Origin of the sequence: Rhizobacter sp., from assembly GCF_031412495.1 — a bacterium.
Lineage (GTDB): Bacteria > Pseudomonadota > Gammaproteobacteria > Burkholderiales > Burkholderiaceae_C > Schlegelella_A.
Window position 1 is genome coordinate 1 of the sequence record NZ_JANODC010000475.1, and the last position, 18411, is coordinate 18411.

Consider the following 18411-nt stretch of genomic DNA (forward strand, 5'->3'; position numbering starts at 1 on the left):
ACCGGACGACGCGCTGGGGCAACCCGTTCAGCCCGTCGGATTGCGGTAGCGTCGCCGCCGCCGTCGCCGCGCACGGGCGCTGGATGCGCGGCGAGATCGCCGCGCCCGCCGGGCAAACGCCGCCGGCGCCGGAGGCGATCCTCGCCGCCCTGGCCGGCCGCAACCTCGCCTGCTGGTGTCCGGCCGACGGGCCCTGCCACGCCGACCTGCTGCTGCGGATCGCGAACGGCGGCTGAGCCGGGCCCGGGGCCGACCCTGGCGGCATGACCGGAATGCCGCCCTGTTCGCAAATGCGAACGATTCCTACTATCATCGCCGCATCGCTCCATCGCGCCTGCGCGCCGTCCCCATGCAACGCCTCATCCGCCGCTTCGCCCCCCTCCTGCCGCTGGCCCTCTCGCTCCTGATCGCTCCCCTGGCCCAGGCCCAGGGCGTGGTCAACATCTACTCGGCGCGGCACTACCAGACCGACGAAGCCTTCTACGCCAACTTCACCAAGGAGACGGGCATCCGCATCAACCGGCTCGACGGCCGCGAGGACGAGCTCGTCGAGCGCATCCGCAACGAGGGAGCGAGCAGCCCCGCGGACGTCCTGATCACGGTCGACGCGTCCCGGCTCGAGATCGCCGACAGGATGGGCCTGTTCCAGCCGGTGCAGTCGAAGGCGCTCGAGGCGCGCATCCCGGCGCACCTGCGCACCCCGAACTGGCTGGCGTTCTCGACCCGCGCCCGCGTCATCGCCTACAACAAGTCGGCGATCAACCCGGCCTGGGTGCAGACCTACGAGGACCTCGCGGCGCCGCGCCTGAAGTCGCAGGTCTGCGTCCGCTCCGGCACCCATCCGTACAACCTGTCGCTGGGCGCGGCCCTCATCGCCCACGACGGCGAGGCCAAGACCGAGGCCTGGGCGCGCGGCCTGGTCGCCAACTTCGCGCGTGCGCCCAAGGGCGGCGACACCGACCAGCTGCGCGCCGTCGCTGCTGGCGAGTGCGGCGTCGCCCTCGCCAACAGCTACTACGTCGCGCGGATGATGCGGTCGACGGCGGCCGAAGACGTGAAGGCGATGAACGCCCTCGGCATCGTCTGGCCGAACCAGGCCGGCTGGGGCACGCACGTCAACGTGTCGGGTGCCGGCGTCGTCAAGACCGCGCCGAACCGCGCCAACGCCATCCGTTTCCTCGAGTACCTGGCCAGCGACGCGGCCCAGGTGTATTTCGCCGACGGCAACAACGAATGGCCGGTCGTGAAGACGGCCAGGGTCGGCAACCCGGCGCTCGAGGCGCTCGGCGGCTTCAAGGCCGACACGCTGCCGATCTCGACATGGGCACCGCAGACCGCCACCGCGCAGAAGGTGTTCGACCGCGCCGGCTGGCGCTGATCGGCGCCGGCGCCTTCGCCTCAGCGGCGCTCGGCCGCGATCTGCCGGCTCAGCAGGAGCAGCGGCAGCAGGCCGACGACGACGATCGCGATCGACCCCGTCGCGGCTTCGGCCAGCCGCTCGTCGCTGGCCAGGCGATAGACCTGCGTCGCCAGGGTGTCGAAGTTGAACGGGCGCATGACCAGCGTCGCCGGCAGCTCCTTCATGACGTCGATGAAGACGAGCAGCGCCGCCGTGAGCAGGCCGCGCCGCAAGAGCGGCACGTGGACGCGGGCCAGGGTCTGCGACGGGGCGAGGCCGAGGCTGCGCGCCGCGTCGTCCATGTGCGGGGTGATCCGCGCCAGGGCCGAGTCGAGGGTCTGCAGGGCGGTGGCCATGAAGCGCACGACGCAGGCGTAGACGAGCGCCGCCAGGCCGCCGGTGAAGAGCAGGCCGGTGTGCCAGCCGAAGCTCGAGCGCAGCCACTCGGCAAGCGCGTTGTCGAGCCGGGCCAGCGGGATCAGCAGGCCGACCGCGATCACCGAGCCGGGGATGGCGTAGCCCATGCCCGCGAACCAGTGCGCGATCCGCGTCATCGGCTTCGGATCGATGCGGCGCGCGTAGGCGAGCACGAGCGCGACCACGCAGGCGATGCAGGCGCTCGTCAGAGCGAGGACGAAGCTGTTGCGCGCCAGGACGACGAAGCGCGGCCCGAACTCGGCGTCGCCGGTGGCGAGGGCGAGGCGGACCAGGATCGCGCACGGGATCACAAAGCCGAGCGCGAAGGGCACGGCGCAGCCGGCGATCGCCAGGGCGGCGCGCCAGCCCCCGAGGCGGATGCCCGGCGGCGGGACGCGCGTCGTGCCGGTCGCCGCGAAACGCGCCTGCCCACGCGAGATGCGCTCGATCGCGAGGACCGTGAGCACGAAGACGAGCAAGGCGGTCGAGAGCTGCGCCGCGGCGGTGCGGTCGCCGAGCGAGAACCAGGCGTGGTAGATCCCGGTCGTGAAGGTCTGCACGCCGAAGTACGACACCGTCCCATAGTCGGCGAGCGTCTCCATCAGCGCCAGGGCCGAGCCGGCGGCGATGGCCGGGCGTGCCATCGGCAGCGACACGCGCAGGAAGCTGCGCCACGGCGTCAGACCCAGGGCCCGGCCGGCATCGAGCAGGGCCGCGCCGCGCTCGAGGAAGGCGATCCGAACGAGCAGGTACACGTACGGGTAGAGCACGCACGACAGCATGACGACCGCGCCGCCGACGCTGCGCACGTCCGGGAACCAGTAGTCGCCGCGGCGCCAGCCCATGAGCTCGCGCAGCGAGGTCTGCAGCGGCCCGGCGAACTGCAGCACGTCGGCGTAGGTGTAGGCCATGACGTAGGCCGGCATCGCCAGCGGCAGGACCAGCGCCCACTCGAAGCTGCGCCGCAGCGGGAAGTCGAGGTGCGTCACCAGCCAGGCGCTGCCGACGCCGAGCATGACGCTGCCGATGCCGACGCCGACGCAGAGCGCGACCGTGGCGACGATGTAGTCGGGCAGGACGGTCGCCGCGAGGTGCGACCAGGTGCCGCCGGTTCCTGTCGAGAAGACATTCGCGCCGACCGAGAGAATCGGCACGGCGACGAGCGCGGCGGCGAGCATCGTGATGAGCGCGAGCGCGACGCGCAGCATGTCGGCAGTGTAAGGTCGGCGCCATGGCCGACGTCTCCGCCGTGACCACCGCCTCCCCCGTCGACGCGCCCGCCCGGCCCTTCCTGCCGGTGCTCGGCCTCCTCGGCGTCGGTCATCGCTACGGCAGGGTGAGCACCTTCGCCGACCTCGACCTCGCGCTCGCCAGCGGCGAAGTCTGCTGCCTGCTCGGGCCCTCGGGCTGCGGCAAGACGACGGCCCTGCGCTGCATCGCCGGCTTCGAGCGCATCAGCTCGGGCAGCATCTCGATCGACGGCAGCCTGGTCAGCCGCGCCGATGGCCGCCACGTGCCGCCCGAGCGGCGCCGCATCGGCATGGTGTTCCAGGACCTGGCCCTGTTCCCGCACCTGAGCGTCGCCCGCAACGTCGCCTTCGGCATCGCCGATCGCGGCCGCGCCGGCAAGCGCGTTGCCGAGATGCTGGCCGCGGTCGGCCTCGAATGGGCCGCCGACCGGCTGCCGCACGAGCTCTCCGGTGGCCAGCAGCAGCGCGTCGCCCTGGCCCGCGCTCTGGCGCCGGCGCCGAGGCTGCTCCTCCTCGACGAGCCGTTCTCCAGCCTCGATGCCGGCCTGCGCGAGGGGCTCGCCACCGACGTGCGCGCCATCCTCAAGGCGGCCGGCACGACGGCCGTATTCGTCACCCACGACCAGAACGAGGCCTTCGCGCTGGCCGACCGGATCGCGGTGATGAACGAAGGCCGGATCCAGCAGATCGACTCCGCCTACAACCTCTACCACCGCCCCTCGAACCGCTTCGTCGCCGACTTCATCGGCCAGGGCGTGCTCGTCGACGCGACGGTGCTGGCGCCGCGCCGGCTCGGCCTCGAGATCGCGGCGGTCGACTGCGGCGAGCCGATCCGCCTGGCCGGCAGCGGCACGCCGTGCACGCCGGGCGACCACGTCGACGTGCTGCTGCGGCCCGACGACGTGATCCACGACGACACCAGTCCGGTCAAGGCGATGGTCCGGGCCAAGGCCTTTCGCGGCGCCGAGATCCTCTACACGCTGCAGCTGGCGAGCGGCGCGACCGTGCTGGCGATGGTGCCCTCGCACCACAACCACAGCATCGACGAGCCCATCGGCATCCGCCTCGAGCTCGACCACGTGATCGCCTTCGAGCCGCTTCAGCCGCGCCTGGCCCCGGAAGAGCGGGCGGCGGTCGGCGCGCGCTGAGCGCCGCCTTCGCGGCGACCGCAGGGACCACGGCGATCAGGCCTTAGCGTCTGCGACGCGGGGCAGCGACAGCGTCGCGATCGCGCCTCCCGCCGGCGCGTTCTTCAGCGTGATGCGGCCACGGTGCAGCTCGGCGATCTCGCGGACGAACGACAGGCCGAGGCCGGTGCTCTTCTTGGCCGTGGCCGGCCGGGCCAGCGAATAGAACTTCTCGAACACCTTGCCCTCGGCGAACTCCGGGATGCCCGGGCCCTGGTCGGTGACGACGACGTCGCAGCTGCGGCCGCGACCGACGATGGCGATCGTCACCCGGCCGCCGGCGGGCGAGAAGTCGAGGGCGTTGTCGACCAGGTTGGCGACCGCGCGCTGGAGCAGGAAGGCGTCGCCTTCGACCACCGGGTGAGAGTCGCCCGGCTCGACGACCAGGTCCAGCCCGCGCGCCTCGGCCGTCGCCGCGGCGCCGGCGGCGACATCGCTCAGCACCGAACGCAAGGGCACCGGCACCGCCTGGTCCAGGCTCTTCCTCGACTCGAGCGCGGTCAGCTCCATCATCCGGTCGACGAGCTCCTGGATCCGCTGCGTCTCGCGCGCGATGTTGGCGAGGAAGCGGGTCCGGTCGGCGTCGCCCATCGGCTCCTGCAGCAGCTCGGCGGCGCCGCGGATCGCCGACAGCGGCCCCTTGACCTCGTGCGTCATCGTCTGCACGTAGTCGGCGACGTAGTTGCGGCCGGCCAGCGCGTCGCGCATCTCGTCGTAGGCGGCGCCGAGGGCGCCGACCGCACGCCGGCCGAGCCGCGGCAGCGAGAAGCTGCGCTGCTCGCGCACGTAGCGCACGTAGTCGGCGATGAGGCCGAACGGCCGCACCAGCCACACCGACAGGATCACGACCAGCAGCAGCACCGCGACCACCGACGTGGCGCCGAGCTGCAGCGTCTTCTGCCGCGCCGCCTCGACGAACTGGCCGAAGCTCTGCACCGGCTTGCCCACGCTGACGACGCCGATGAGCTCGCTGCCGCCGGCGACCGAGAGGTCGCGGATCGGCGCGGCGACGTACATCACGGCGCTCTGCGGGTCGCTCTCGACGTCCCGCGTCGTCCGCGCGCCGTACTGGCCGCGCAGGGCCCGGAACACGTCGTGCCAGCGCGAGTGGTCGGCGCCGAGCTCGGCCGAGCGGGAGTCGAAGACGACGATGCCCTGGCGGTCGACGACGGTCATGCGCAGCTCGACCCGGGTCTTCTCGACGCCGTAGATGTCGGCGCTGAAGCGGCGCGACTGCAGCGAGCGGAACACCGGCGCGAGCGCGTCGACGCGCAGCGTGCCGTCGGCCGAGGCCTGCTCGATCAGCGAGGCCATCAGCTGCGCCGTGTCGACCAGCGAGTCCTCGGCCGACTCGCGGTAGCGCGGGTCGATGTCGCCGAGCTGGCGGTACATGAGGAAGGCGACACCGAGCGCGTACGCGACCAGGATGCCGATGAAGATGCGCGTGCGTTTCGTCAAGCGTGCCCCCACGCCGACCGCCGACGATTCACGACGGCGACGAAGGCAGGTCCTCGGCCAGGGCGTAGCCGCTGCCGCGCAGGGTGCGGATCGGCTCCTGCAGCGGCGCGATCGCCTTCATCTTGGCGCGCACGGTCTTGACGTGGGCGTCCACCGTGCGGTCCATGCTCTGGGTGTCGTTGCCCCAGACGCGCTCGAGCAGGGCGTCGCGCGAGAAGACGTGGCCGGGCCGCGACGCCAGCGTCTTCAGCAGGCCGAACTCGTAGCGCGACAGCTCCAGCGGCCGGCCGTAGTAGCGGATTCGCATGCGCCCTTCGTCGACCTCCACCGGCGATGCCGTGGCGGCGGGGGCGCGCTGCGTCGCCGGATCCGGCCCTGCCGCGGGCGGCGCGGTGGCCGGCAGCGCGCCGCGGCCGCTGCGGCGCAGGACGCCGCGCACGCGCGCGACCAGCTCGCGCGGCGAGAACGGCTTGGCCACGTAGTCGTCGGCGCCGAGCTCGAGGCCGACGACGCGGTCGATCTCGTCGCTGCGCGCGGTCAGGAAGACGACCGGCACGTCGCTCATCGCGCGCAGGCGCTTGAAGATCTCGAAGCCGCTCGCATCGGGCAGGCCGACATCCAGGATCACCAGCGCGGGCGGATCGGCTCGGGCGTGCGCCAGGGCCGCCTCGCCCGTGGCGCACCAGGCCGGCTCGAAGCCGTCGGTGCGCAGCGCGTACTGAAGGGTGTCGGCAATGCCCGGCTCGTCCTCGACGATCAGGACCTTGGGTCTCATTCGGTCGGCAGGAAGCCTTCGATGGACAGGTATCTCTCGCCGGTGTCGTAGTTGAAGCCCAGGACGGTCGTGCCCGGGGGGATCTCGGGCAGCTTTTGGGCGATCGCCGCCAGCGTCGCACCCGACGAGATGCCGACCAGCAGGCCTTCCTCGCGCGCCGAGCGCCGCGCCATCTCGCGCGCCGCCTCGGCCTCGACCTGGATCACGCCGTCGAGCAGGTCGGCGTGCAGGGTCTTCGGGATGAAGCCGGCGCCGATGCCCTGGATCGGGTGCGGGCTCGGCTTGCCGCCGCTGATCACGGGCGACGCGCTGGGCTCGACCGCATAGACCTTCAGCTTCGGCCACATCTTCTTCAGCACCTGGGCGCAGCCGGTGATGTGGCCGCCGGTCCCGACGCCGGTGATCAGCGCCTCGATCCCGCTCGGGAAGTCGGCGGCGATCTCCTCGGCGGTCGTGCGCACGTGGATGTCGATGTTGGCCGGGTTGTCGAACTGCTGCGGCATCCAGGCGCCCGGCGTGGCGGCGACGATCTCCTGCGCCCTGGCGATCGAGCCGTTCATTCCCTTCTCCCGCGGGGTGAGGACGAAGGTCGCGCCGTAGGCCAGCATCAGGCGGCGCCGCTCGACGCTCATGCTGTCGGGCATCACGAGCACCAGCTTGTAGCCCTTGACGGCGGCGACCATCGCCAGGCCGACGCCGGTGTTGCCCGAGGTCGGCTCGACGATCGTCGCGCCCGGCTTCAGCGCGCCCGAGGCCTCCGCCGATTCGACCATCGCCACGGCGATCCGGTCCTTGATCGAGCCGCCCGGGTTGGCCCGCTCGCTCTTGACGTAGACGTTGTGGGTCTTGCCGAACAGCCGGTTGATGCGGATGTGCGGCGTGTTGCCGATCGTGTTCAGAACGTCGTTGGCGAGCATCGAGGGACTCCGCTGCGGGGATCCCGCGCCGCGATTATCGGCTGCGCCCGACGACAATCGGGGCATGCCCGCACCGCTTCGCAACGACACCTTCCTGCGTGCCTGCCTGTCGCAGGCGACCTCCTACACCCCCGTCTGGCTGATGCGCCAGGCCGGCCGCTACCTGCCCGAGTACAAGGCGACCCGGGCCCGCGCCGGCAGCTTCATGGGCCTGGCGACGAACCCGGGCTACGCCACCGAGGTGACCCTGCAGCCGCTCGAGCGCTTCCGCCTCGACGCCGCGATCCTGTTCAGCGACATCCTCACCGTTCCCGACGCGATGGGCCTGGGCCTCGGCTTCGCCGAAGGCGAAGGTCCGCGCTTCGAGCGGCCGGTGCGCGACGAGGCGGCGGTCGCCGCGCTCGCCGTGCCCGACATGGCGAAGCTGCGCTACGTGTTCGACGCGGTGGCCTCGATCCGGCGCGCTCTCGACGGCCGGGTGCCCCTGATCGGCTTCGCGGGCAGCCCGTGGACCCTCGCCTGCTACATGGTCGAAGGCGCGGGCTCCTCCGACTACCGCCTCGTCAAGACCATGCTGTACGCGCGCCCGGACCTGCTGCACCGGATCCTCGAGGTCAACGCCGACGCCGTCGCGCTCTACCTCAACGCCCAGATCGACGCCGGGGCCCAGGCGGTGATGCTGTTCGACAGCTGGGGCGGCGTCCTCGCCGACCGCGCCTTCCAGGCCTTCAGCCTGGCCTACCTCGGGCGCGTGCTCGGGCGCCTGCAGCGCGAGGCCGAGGGCCGCCGCGTGCCGCACATCGTCTTCACCAAGGGCGGCGCGCCGTGGCTGGAGTCGATCGCGGCGCTCGGCGCCGACGTCGTCGGCGTCGACTGGACCGTCGACCTGGGCCAGGCCCGGCGCCGCGTGGGCGCGGGGATCGCGCTGCAGGGCAACGTCGATCCGAACGTCCTCTTCGCCGGGCCGGTGGCGATCCGCGCCGAAGTGGCCGCCGCGCTGGCCAGCTTCGGGCCGCTGGGCGCCGGCACGCCGGCCAACGGCCACGTCTTCAACCTCGGCCACGGCATCAGCCAGCACACCCCGCCGGAGGCGGTCGCCCGCCTCGTCGAAGCCGTCCACGAGCTGTCCCCGGCGTACCACGAACGCGGCCAGGCGTGACGAAAGTCACGCTTGAAAATCTCGCGCAGTTTTCCGCGTGAGTGAGTGCTCAGGGGTTGACTTATCCCCACTTCGCTGATCCGTCACAAATTCAGCACGGACTGCTGCGGCGCATCAGGACGATTTCGGGCGACGCACGTAAGTTGTTGATTTCATTGAGTGCTGCTCCCTGCCGCGAAAGCGGGCAAGGTGTCCGCAAGGCATACGCAGCAAGCCTTTGCGGGCGGCGCGGAGGGTTTACCCACAAAGTTTTCCACAGGAGCGGTGGAGAATCACGAAAGCGAGCCCAAATCATAAACTTAGGCGTTCTTTCTGAACTTCGGCTGAGGTCCTGGTGAGGCCGGGTGAAGGGGTCGCGGCCGGACCGGAGATGCCGGTCCGGGTGGCCATCGACGCGCCGCGCCATGCCGGCCTCGACGACACGCTGACTTACCTGAGTCAGCGCCCGCTCGCCCCGGGGACGCTGGTGCGCGTCCCGTTCGGGCGGCGCGAGGTTGCCGGCCTGGTCTGGGACGGCAGTGCGGCGGTCGCGCCGGAGCTCGAACTGCGCGCCATCGTCGACGCCTGCGAGGGTTTGCCGCCGGTTTCGGCGCAGTGGCGCGCGCTCGTCGCCTTCGCCGCCGCCTACTACCAGCGCAGCGTCGGCGAACTCGCCCTCGCCGTGCTGCCGCCGGAGCTGCGCCGGCTCGGCAGCGCGGACGTCGCCGACCGCACCCGCCGTTTACACAAGAACCTTCTCGCCCCGGCCGCAGCGGCCGTGCCGGCCGCGGCGCGGCCGATCCTGAACCGGGACCAGGCGGCGGCCATCGATGCCATCGCCGCGGCCGCGGCCCGGTCCGCGCCCGGGACGATCCTGCTGCACGGCGTGACGGGGAGCGGCAAGACCGAGGTCTACCTGCAGGCTGCCGAAGCCGTGCTGTCGGCCGGCCGGCAGGCGCTGGTCCTGGTGCCCGAGATCAACCTGACGCCGCAGCTCGTGACGCGCTTCAGCGCCCGCTTCGCCGGCCGTCACATCGTCGCCCTGCACAGCGGCCTGACGCCGGCGCAGCGGCTGCGCAGCTGGCTCGCCGCCCACCTCGGCCTGGCCGACCTCGTCCTCGGCACCCGGCTCGCGGTGTTCGCGTCGCTGCCGAGGCTCGGCCTCGTCGTCGTCGACGAGGAGCACGACCCTTCGTACAAGCAGCAGGAAGGCGCCCGCTACTCGGCGCGCGACCTCGCCGTCTGGCGCGGATTCAGCGAGTCGGTGCCGGTGCTGCTCGGCTCGGCCACGCCGTCGCTCGAGAGCTGGCAGCGTGCCCGCAGCGGCCGCTATCTCCGCCTCGACCTGCCGGAGCGGATCGGCAACGCCGCCTGGCCGCGGCTGCGCCTGGTCGACATGGGCCGCCTGCCGCGCGCCACCGAAGGGCTGCGCAGCGCGCCGGCGCACGGCACGCCGCCCGCCTTGGCGCCGCAGCTGGTAGCGGCGCTGCGCGAGCGCGTCGGCCGCGGCGAGCAGAGCCTGCTGTTCCTGAACCGGCGTGGCTACGCACCGGTGCTGCAGTGCGGCGAGTGCGCCTGGATGAGCGCCTGCCCGCACTGCAGCGCCTGGCGCGTCTTCCACAAGCTCGACCGCACCCTGCGCTGCCACCACTGCGGTCTCGGTGAGAGGGTGCCGCGTGCCTGCCCCGACTGCGGCAACCCCGACATCGCCCCGGTCGGCCGCGGCACCGAGCGGCTCGAGGAACAGCTCGGCGTCCTGCTGCCCGAGGCACGCATCTCCCGCATCGACGCCGACAGCACGCGGCGCAAGGGCTCGCTCGAGGCCCAGCTCGGCGCCGTCCACGCCGGCGAGGTCGACATCCTGGTCGGCACGCAGATGGTCGCCAAGGGCCACGACTTCCGGCGCATCAGCCTCGTCGCGGCCGTCAACCCGGACACCTCCCTCTTCAGCAGCGACTTCCGCGCGCCGGAGCGCCTGTTCGCGCTGCTGATGCAGGCCGCCGGCCGGGCCGGCCGCGACGCCGCGGCAGCCACGCCCAGCGAGATGTGGATCCAGACCTGGCACCCGACGCACCCGCTCTACCAGGCGCTCGGCCGGCACGACCACGCCGCCTTCGCCGCCTCGCAGCTGAATGAGCGCGAGACCGCCGGCCTGCCCCCGTTCTCGCACCTGGCCCTGCTCCGCGCCGAGGCGAAGACGGCGGCCGCGGCGCAGGGCTTCCTCGCCGCTGCTGACGCCCTCGCTCGAACGCTGCCGGAAGCCGCCGAGGTGATGATCTACGCGCCGGTGCCCGTCAGCGTGGCCCGCGTCGCCGACGTCGAGCGGATGCAGATGCTGGTCGAGTCGGCGTCGCGGCAGCACCTGCAGGCGATGCTGCGCGCCTGGCTGCCGCAGCTCGACCTCCTGCGCGCCGAGCGAAGCGGCGCCGAGCAGCGGATCCTGCGCTGGGCCGTCGACGTCGACCCGCTGACGATCTAGCAGCGGGCCTCACGACGGGCGGCGCGGCCGGCGCGGCGGCCCGGGCGGCCGGGCCGCGGCGGGCCGGCCGGCGACGTCGGCGAGGAGGAGGGTGGCGCGGACCAGGCCCTCGACAGCGTCGGCCAGGTCGGCAACCGGCTCGCCGGCCTCGATCGCGCCATGCATGGCGTCGCCGGGCTCGAGGTCGTCCGGGTCTAGGTGCCGGTACAGGAGCGCGAGCGGCTCCAGCAGCTCCGCATCGGCCGCCTGCGCGGCGGCCGGGAAGGTCTCGAAGGCGGTGGCGAAGCCGGCGACCCAGGGATAGACGGCGGCACGCACCGCTGCCGCGTCGACCGTGCCTGGGTCGCCCTCGCGTTCCCCCTCGGGCAGCCCCTCGTGCTCCGCATCGGCCTCGTCGGCTTCGACCTCGAAGACCCATGGATCGAACCAGCGCCGCGCGGCAATCGCCGCGTCGAGCTCGGCGTGGCGGCGCAGGACGAGGGCGTGCAGCGGGGCGGCGTCGAAGCCGGCGGGCAGCGGGCGGCCCTCGATGTCGGTGACGAAAGGCAGCCAGCGCGATGCGGCCAGCGGCGTCGGCCGGACCAGGACGGCGCACAGGAAGCCGTCGACCATGCTCGCATCGAGCGGCTCGAACGGCGGCGGCACCGCCTCGAGGCGCGCCTGCAGTTCGTCGATCTCGCTTTGGTCGAGCGGCCGGCCGACGGCGCGCGTGGACGCGGCAGGCGGCGCGCGGCGCGGCGGCGGATGCGATCGGGAAGGCATGGCCCGATTCTGGGCGCGGGGCCGAGCCGGCACCCGGATTCAGCCGAGGAAGGCGCGGATCGATTCCTGCAGCACGGCGGTCGGCGCGGCCGCAACGCCGCTGGCGCTGCGGTGGCCTTCGTCCCCCGGCAGCTCGATGAAACGCGCTCCGGGGATGGCGGCGGCCAGGTCCCTGGCCTCGTCGACAGGGTTGTACAGATCCAGCGACGGGGCCAGGACGAGCACCTCGGCGACGATGCCGGCGGTGCGCCCGACGTCGTGGTCGTCGTAGGCCCGCGTCTGGCAGGCCCAGTCGAAGGGATCGGGGCCTTCGCTGCAGGCCGTCGCCTCGGCCTCGGCCAGCCACTCGAGCAGGGCTTCGCGGGTGGCGAACGACTCGACGGCGCGCGGCGTGCGCGGCATGACGAGCTGGGCGAGCGGCAGCCACAGGCGCATTGCCTCGGCGCGCGGTCGCGGCACGGTGCAGGCGGCGTCGGCGAACAAGGCCCGGCGCGACATCTCGTTGACGAGCTGCGACCAGCGCGCGGTGCGCGCCATCGGCGTCATGGCGACGACCTTGTCCATCCGCTCGGGATGGCTCACCGCCCACTGCAGCGCCTGCATGCCGCCCATCGACGCGCCGCCGACGGCCGCCAGGCGGCCGATGCCGAGGCCGTCGAGCAGGCGGCGCTGCGACTCGATCATGTCGCGGAGGGCGATGCGCGGGAAGGCGGCACCGCCCTGCGCGACGCTGTTCGACGGCGACGATGAGAGGCCGTTGCCGAGCGCGTCGACGACGACGATGGTGCGCCGCGCCGGGTCGAAGGCGCGGCCTTCGCCGATGAGGAAGTCGAGCCGGTGGTGGGTGCTGCCGATGGCCGTCGTCAGCAGGACCGGTGCCTCGTGCAGCCGCGCCTCGTCGCCGTGCACGACGTAGGTGAGGAATGCGTCGCGCAGGGTCTCGCCCGATTCGAGCGGCACGTCGCCGAGCTCGAAGCGGCGGTGCGGCCGGTCGATCCAGCCGGCCTGCAGCGACGGGTGGCCGGCCATGCGGCTCAGTCGAAGACGACGACGGTGCGCACGCCCTCGCCGCGGCGCATGGCGTCGAAGCCCTCGTTGATGCGCGCCAGCGGCAGGCGCTGCGTGACGAGGGCGTCGAGCTCGAGCTTGCCCTCGAGGTAGAGCTGCGCCAGCCACGGGAAATCGAGGCGCGGCCGGGCCCCTCCGTAGCTCGAGCGGACGATGCGCTTTTCGCCCATCAGCGAGCCGAAGCGCAGGCTGACCTTCTTCTGCACGTCGGTCTTGCCGAGGACGACGAGGTGGCCGCCGGGCCGCGTCACCTCGAGGCCCAGCTGCAGCGTCGCTTCCGCGCCGGCGGCCTCGAAGACGTAGTCGGCGCCGCGGCCCCGCGTCAGCATCTTCACCGCATCGATCGTGGCTTCGTCGCTGGCCAGCGCGTGCGTCGCGCCGAAGCGCTCGGCCATCGCCCGCCTGGCCGGGTCGCGGTCGATCGCGATCACCGTCGCCGCCTGCATCAGCACCGCCGCCTGGACCGCGTTCAGGCCGACGGCGCCGCAGCCGACGACGACGACGTGGCTGCCCGGGGCCACCTTCGCCAGCCGGCAGACGGCGCCGACGCCGGTCATCACGCCGCAGCCGATCAGGCAGGCGCGGTCGAAGGGGATCTCCTTCGGCACGGCGATCGCACCCGACTCCGGGACGACCGAATACGCCGCGTGCGAGGACACGACCGAGAAGTGGTTCAGCGTCGCACCGCGCCAGGACAGGCGCGACGCGCCGTCGAGCATGCGCCCCTGCGGCTGGTGCCGGGTGAACGGCTCGCAGAGGATCGGCAGGTCGCGCTCGCAGTAGAAGCAGTGGCCGCAGTGCGGGTTCCACGAGGCGACGACGTGGTCGCCCGGCGCCACCTGCGTCACCGCCGAGCCGACCGCCTCGACGACGCCCGCGCCTTCGTGGCCGAGCACGATCGGCAGCGGGTAGGCGAGGCTGCCCTCGATCACCTCGAGGTCGGTGTGGCAGAGGCCGCTGGCGCGGTTGCGGATCAGCACGTCGGTCGGCGCGAGATCGCCGAGCGTGGCCTCGCCGATCACGAGCGGCGCGCCGATCTTCTCGAGGATGGCGGCGGCGAAACGGCTCACGTCGTCGCCCTCACTTGCCGTACATCAGGTTCGGCAGCCAGGTCGAGAGCTGCGGGAACAGCGTCAGGAGCAGCAGCACGCCCATCAGCGCGCCCAGGAAAGGCATGACCTCGACGGCGTACTTGTTCATCGGCACCTTCAGCACCTGCGAGCTGATGAACATCATCTGCCCGACCGGTGGCGTGACGCCGGCGATCGTCAGGTTGGTGACGAGGACGATGCCGAAATGGACCGGGTCGATCCCCATCTTCAGGATCACCGGGATGAGGATCGGCGTCAGGATGATCAGCGCCGAGGTGCCTTCGATCGCCGTGCCCAGGACGATGAGCATGACGTTGAGCAGGAGCAGCAGCGCCGTCGGGTCGGTGGTGAGCGTCACCAGCCAGCCCGCCAGCTGCGGCGGCAGGCGCTCCCAGGCGAGGTAGAAGCCGAACGCGCTCGCGGCGCAGATCATCAGCATCACCGAGGCGGTGTCGAGCACCGTCTCGCGCAGGATGCGTGGCAGGTCGCGCGGATGCAGGCTGCGGTAGGCGAAGAAGGCGACCGCCAGCGCATACAGCACGGTGATGGCGCCGGCCTCCGTCGGCGTGAAGAAGCCGTAGCGCAGGCCGACGATGATGAAGATCGGGATCGACAGCGCCCACAGGGCGTCGACGAAGGCACGCCCGAGCGGCGCCATGCCGGCGAACTCGCGCCGCAGCGGCAGGTAGCCGCGCCGGCGGGCGATGAACCAGGTCGTGACCATCAGCGCGCCGCCGAGCAGGAGGCCGGGGATGATGCCGGCGATGAACAGGCGCCCGACCGAGGTGTCCGAGATGTAGCCGTACAGGATCAGGCCGATCGACGGCGGGATGAGGGCGGTGATGATCGCCGAGCACGAGGTGATGACGGCGGCGAACGCCGGCGAGTAGCCGGCCTTGGTCATCTCCGGGCCGAGCGTCTTCGACAGCATCGCCGCGTCGGCGCTCGAAGACGCGGTCAGGCCGCCGAGCAGGATGGCCAGCACCGTGCACATCTGCGCCAGGGCGCCGGTGAGGTGGCCGGCGAGCGCGTCGGCCAGGCCGAGCAGCTTCCGCGTGATCCCGGCCGCGTTCATGATCGCGCCGGCGAGGACGAAGAAGGGAACCGCCAGCAGCGGGTACGAATCGGTCGCCGTCACCATCTTCTGCACGAAGATGTTGAGCGGGATCGAGCCGTCGAGGAGGAAGAAGGCGAGCGACGCAAGGGCGATGGCGAAGGCGATCGGCGTGTTGATCGCGAACAGCACGCACATCAGGATCGCCGGGATCCAGTCCTCGATCACGTCGGCGCCTCCACCGTCCGGCCGCGCAGCACGTACTGCACGTAGCGCACGAACATGAGCGCGAACGCCACCGCGACCGGGCCGTAGAGCACCGTCATCGGCGCGCGCAGCACCGGCGACGGGTTGCCCCACGCGTCGATGGCGAAGCGCGTCCCGAACACCGCCATGAAGGCGAAGAAGGCGAGCAGCAGCCCGTGGTTGGTCCAGACCAGGGCGACGCGCAGCGGCGTCGGCAGGCGGCCGAGCGGCACGTCGACGGCCGGGTGCATGCGGTACTTGATGCAGGCGACCGCGCCGAGGAAGACGACCCAGGCGAAGCCGATCGTCGACACCTCGCCGGCCCAGGCCGCCGGCTGCGCCGTGATGTAGCGCGTGATCACGCCCCAGCCGGTCGCCAGCACGACGACGACGAGGGCCGCCGAGGCGACGATCTCCTCGGCGTGGTCCAGCCACCAGCGCAGGCCGAGCCGGCCGGGCGGCGGCGCGCGGCCCTCGGCGGGCATCGCGTCCAGGCTCAGCGCTGGACGATCTTCGTGACCTGCGCGTGCAGGCCCGGCGTCCACTTCGGGAACGCGCTGTACACGCCGGTGGTCGCCTTCTGGAAGGCCGGCAGGTCGACGTCGCTGATGAAGGTGACGCCGGCCGCCTTGAACTTGTTCATGTAGTCCTGGTGCTGGTCGAGCGTCAGCTTGGTCATGTAGTCGCCGGCCTTCTTGCCTTCCTCGAGCAGCACCTGCTGCACGTCGGCCGGCAGCTTGGCGAAGTAGCCGGCGTTGATCGGCCACATGACGAACGCGGTGAAATGGCCGGTCAGCGAGATGAACTTGCGCTGCTCGTGCAGCTTCACGCCCCACAGCGACCCCAGCGGCGCCTCGGCAGCCTGGACCACGTTCTGCTGCAGCGCGTTGTAGACCTCGGCCCACTGCACCGTCGTCGGGCGCGCCCCCATGGCCTTGAAGGTCTCGATCCACATCGTGTTCGGCGGCACGCGCACGGTCATGCCGGCGGCGTCCTCGGGCTTTCGGATCGGCTTGTCGGCGATCATGTGGCGCTGGCCGAAGAATCCGTTGGCCATGATCAGCTTGAAGCCGGCCTGCTGCAGCTTCTGCTCGACCGACTTGTACCAGTCGGAGGCGAGCAGCTTCTCGTAGTCCTTCGGGTCCTTGATCAGGTACGGCCCGTTGAGCACGCCGATGTCGGGCACGAAGTCGGAGAGGTAGCCGGGGTCGGTGATGTTCATCACGTTCGCGCCCTGGCGGATCATCTCGTTGACTTCCTTGCCCGGGCCGAGCTGCTCGCCCGGGAACACCTGGACCTGGACCCGGTTGTTGGTGCGCGCGGCGACGTTCTTGGCGAAGTACTCGGCGGCCTGGTGCGCCGGTTCGGTGGCCGAGAGCGAATGCGCGAAGCGGATCTTGATCTCCTGCGCCGAGGCGAGGGTCGAGGCGACGAGCGCGGCGAGCGCGAGGCCGGCCTTCAAGGTCTTCATGGGGTGGTCTCCTGGAGGTTCGGGTTGAGCTTGCCGCGCGCCTGGGCGCCGGCGTAGAGGATGCGCAGCTGCCGGTCGATGACGGCGCCGTGGCGGGCCACCGCGTCGGGATGCAGGTCGGCCTCGGGCGACCGCTCGGCCTCGAAGTGGGCGAAGGTGTCGCGGCCGCGGACGAGGAGCGCGCTGTCGCGGATCGGCGAGAGCTGGCGCACGTGCGTCGGCACGTAGCGGATGGCGAAGCCGATGCGCGGCTCAGACGACCGGTTCGGCTCGGAGCCGTGGAAGAGGAGCACGTGATGCAGCGACATCTGGCCCGGCTGCAGCTCGACGTCGACCACTGTGGCCGGATCGACCTTCACCGCGATCTCCTGGCCGCGCGAGAGCAGGTTGGCGTCGTCGAAGCGGTCTTCGTGCGCCACCTGGGCACGGTGCGTTCCGGGCACCACCTGCATGCAGCCCGATTCGCGCGTGCTCGGCGTCAGCGCGACCCAGGCGGTGACGACGTCGGGCGACGACAGGCCCCAGTAGGTTGCGTCCTGGTGCCAGCTCACGTACGCGGCGTCGCCGGCGGGCTTGGCGAAGAACTGCGCGCCCCAGCAGAGCAGGTCCGGCCCGAGCAGCGACTCGACCGGGTCGAGGATGCGTGCATCGCGGACCAGCGCGTCGAGCCAGGTGAAGAGAAGGTGCGGCTTCTGGTTGTTGCGGCCCTTGATGAAGTCGGCCTTCGCCTCGTAGCGGCTGCGCAGCGCGCCGGCCTCCTCGGCCGACAGCGCCGGCAGCGGATGCAGGATGCCCCGCTCGCCGAACGAGGCGACCTGGCCGGGAGACAAGCGGGTCGAAAGGTCCATCGTGCCGGGCCCGGTGCCCGGACCTTTCTTCATTGATGAAATCCAGTTTCGCATGTAAAACGCGTGGATGCGCCCTCTCGTTTCCCCTAGGCCGGCCGCAGCACGCAGCCCGGCCGGCGAGCCGGCCACGGCGAACGGCGACGCGGCCTACACCGCGCCGGCCCTGGAGAAGGGCCTCGACGTCCTCGAGCTGCTCGCCGGCGAGGCCGACGGGCTGTCGCAGGCGGCCATCGCCCAGCGGCTGTCGCGCTCCACGCCCGAGCTGTTCCGAATGGTCAGCGTGCTCGAGCGGCGCGGCTACGTGACCCGGCAGGCGGACGGCTCCTACCGCCTCTCGCTGCGCCTGTTCGAGCTCGCCCACCGGCATCCGCCGCTGAAGCGGCTGCTCAGCGTCGCCCTGCCGGCGATGCAGGAGCTGGCGCAGCAGAGCCGGCAGTCGGCGCACCTCGTCATTCACTTCTCGCGCCGGATCCTCGTCGTCGCTCAGGTCGAGAGCCCGGAGCCGATGGGCTTCTCGGTGCGCCTCGGCGCCCACTTCCCGTTCCGCCCGGACCGCGCCTCGTCGCGCGTCCTGTCCGCCTTCCAGGCCCCGGCGATTCAGGAGGAGCTGATCGCGGAGCTGCTGGCCAGCGGAGCGCGCCGTGCATCGGCGGCCAGGGTGCGCGCCGGGCTGGCCGAGATCGCCCGCGCCGGCATCTACGTCGCGCCGAGCGACACGACGACCGGCGTCACCGATCTCTGCGCGCCGGTGTTCGACCACAGCGACGGGGCCGTCGCCGCCCTGACCGTTCCGTACCTCCGGCAGCGCGACGTCAAGGTGTCGCTGGCGACCGCCCGCCAGGCGCTGCTGG

The 18411-nt window shown here is 71.9% G+C and carries 17 protein-coding genes; 6 read left to right on the plus strand and 11 right to left on the minus strand.

The genetic code is table 11. From position 1 onward, the window contains the following. Together AC30N0_RS17735 and AC30N0_RS17740 are read left to right on the plus strand one after the other, a co-directional pair. Nucleotides 1-236: DUF4326 domain-containing protein (locus AC30N0_RS17735; protein WP_489519214.1), on the plus strand; the 236-nt coding region annotated here is incomplete at its 5' end. A gap of 113 nt (nt 237-349) precedes the next feature. Continuing rightward, nucleotides 350-1378 (plus strand): Fe(3+) ABC transporter substrate-binding protein, encoded by a 1029-nt coding sequence (locus AC30N0_RS17740; protein ID WP_489519215.1) that lies wholly within the window; start codon nt 350-352, stop codon nt 1376-1378. A gap of 20 nt (nt 1379-1398) precedes the next feature. Here AC30N0_RS17740 and AC30N0_RS17745 read toward each other — a convergent pair whose 3' ends face one another. Then, entirely contained in the window at nt 1399-3024 is a 1626-nt protein-coding gene (locus tag AC30N0_RS17745; RefSeq protein WP_489519216.1) for an ABC transporter permease, read from the minus strand. A 23-nt stretch (nt 3025-3047) separates the two neighbouring features. On the opposite strand from AC30N0_RS17745, the gene AC30N0_RS17750 reads away from it, so the two are divergent. Beyond that, nucleotides 3048-4214 carry an ABC transporter ATP-binding protein gene (locus AC30N0_RS17750; protein ID WP_489519217.1) on the plus strand — a complete coding sequence of 389 codons (1167 nt, stop codon included), beginning with the start codon at nt 3048-3050 and terminating at the stop codon, nt 4212-4214. A gap of 36 nt (nt 4215-4250) precedes the next feature. Here the strand turns inward: AC30N0_RS17750 and creC are convergent, their stop codons facing one another. The 3 genes from creC to cysK are packed head-to-tail and all read right to left on the minus strand — an operon-like array spanning nt 4251 to nt 7403. Then, the gene (gene creC, locus AC30N0_RS17755; RefSeq protein ID WP_489519218.1) at nt 4251-5711 is read right to left on the minus strand and encodes a two-component system sensor histidine kinase CreC; all 1461 of its coding nucleotides are present in this window, start codon (nt 5709-5711) and stop codon (nt 4251-4253) included. A 28-nt stretch (nt 5712-5739) separates the two neighbouring features. Continuing rightward, nucleotides 5740-6486, minus strand: a complete 747-nt coding sequence (gene creB, locus AC30N0_RS17760; RefSeq protein ID WP_489519219.1) for a two-component system response regulator CreB — start codon at nt 6484-6486, stop codon at nt 5740-5742. Next, nucleotides 6483-7403: a cysteine synthase A gene (gene cysK, locus AC30N0_RS17765; RefSeq protein ID WP_489519220.1), complete on the minus strand. Its 921-nt coding sequence runs from the start codon at nt 7401-7403 to the stop codon at nt 6483-6485. The genes creB and cysK overlap by 4 nt, the downstream gene beginning before the upstream one ends. A 64-nt stretch (nt 7404-7467) precedes the next feature. Between cysK and hemE the strand changes: the two genes are divergently transcribed. Beyond that, complete coding sequence (gene hemE, locus AC30N0_RS17770) at nt 7468-8562, plus strand: uroporphyrinogen decarboxylase (protein ID WP_489519221.1); 1095 nt, start codon at nt 7468-7470, stop codon at nt 8560-8562. Nucleotides 8563-8932: 370 nt separating this feature from the next. Then, the gene (locus tag AC30N0_RS17775; RefSeq protein WP_489519222.1) at nt 8933-11020 is read left to right on the plus strand and encodes a primosomal protein N'; all 2088 of its coding nucleotides are present in this window, start codon (nt 8933-8935) and stop codon (nt 11018-11020) included. A gap of 9 nt (nt 11021-11029) precedes the next feature. On the opposite strand, the gene AC30N0_RS17780 is transcribed toward AC30N0_RS17775, so the two are convergent. Genes AC30N0_RS17780 through AC30N0_RS17810 form a run of 7 tightly spaced genes read right to left on the minus strand, consistent with a single transcriptional unit; the run spans nt 11030 to nt 17593 of the window. Continuing rightward, entirely contained in the window at nt 11030-11782 is a 753-nt protein-coding gene (locus AC30N0_RS17780; RefSeq protein ID WP_489519223.1) for a UPF0149 family protein, read from the minus strand. A gap of 39 nt (nt 11783-11821) precedes the next feature. Continuing rightward, nucleotides 11822-12811 carry an alpha/beta fold hydrolase gene (locus AC30N0_RS17785; protein WP_489519224.1) on the minus strand — a complete coding sequence of 330 codons (990 nt, stop codon included), beginning with the start codon at nt 12809-12811 and terminating at the stop codon, nt 11822-11824. A 5-nt stretch (nt 12812-12816) separates the two neighbouring features. Further along, complete coding sequence (locus AC30N0_RS17790; RefSeq protein ID WP_489519225.1) at nt 12817-13920, minus strand: zinc-binding dehydrogenase; 1104 nt, start codon at nt 13918-13920, stop codon at nt 12817-12819. A 10-nt stretch (nt 13921-13930) separates the two neighbouring features. After that, nucleotides 13931-15223, minus strand: a complete 1293-nt coding sequence (locus AC30N0_RS17795) for a TRAP transporter large permease (RefSeq protein ID WP_489519226.1) — start codon at nt 15221-15223, stop codon at nt 13931-13933. After that, nucleotides 15220-15726 (minus strand): TRAP transporter small permease, encoded by a 507-nt coding sequence (locus AC30N0_RS17800; RefSeq protein WP_489519227.1) that lies wholly within the window; start codon nt 15724-15726, stop codon nt 15220-15222. The genes AC30N0_RS17795 and AC30N0_RS17800 overlap by 4 nt, the downstream gene beginning before the upstream one ends. 11 nt (nt 15727-15737) lie before the next feature. Continuing rightward, nucleotides 15738-16712, minus strand: a complete 975-nt coding sequence (locus tag AC30N0_RS17805) for a C4-dicarboxylate TRAP transporter substrate-binding protein (protein ID WP_489519228.1) — start codon at nt 16710-16712, stop codon at nt 15738-15740. Then, nucleotides 16709-17593, minus strand: coding sequence for a phytanoyl-CoA dioxygenase family protein (locus AC30N0_RS17810; RefSeq protein ID WP_489519229.1), 885 nt, complete (start codon nt 17591-17593; stop codon nt 16709-16711). The genes AC30N0_RS17805 and AC30N0_RS17810 overlap by 4 nt, the downstream gene beginning before the upstream one ends. Nucleotides 17594-17627: 34 nt before the next feature. On the opposite strand from AC30N0_RS17810, the gene AC30N0_RS17815 reads away from it, so the two are divergent. Then, on the plus strand, nt 17628-18411 hold a 784-nt coding region (locus AC30N0_RS17815; RefSeq protein WP_489519230.1), incomplete at its 3' end, for an IclR family transcriptional regulator.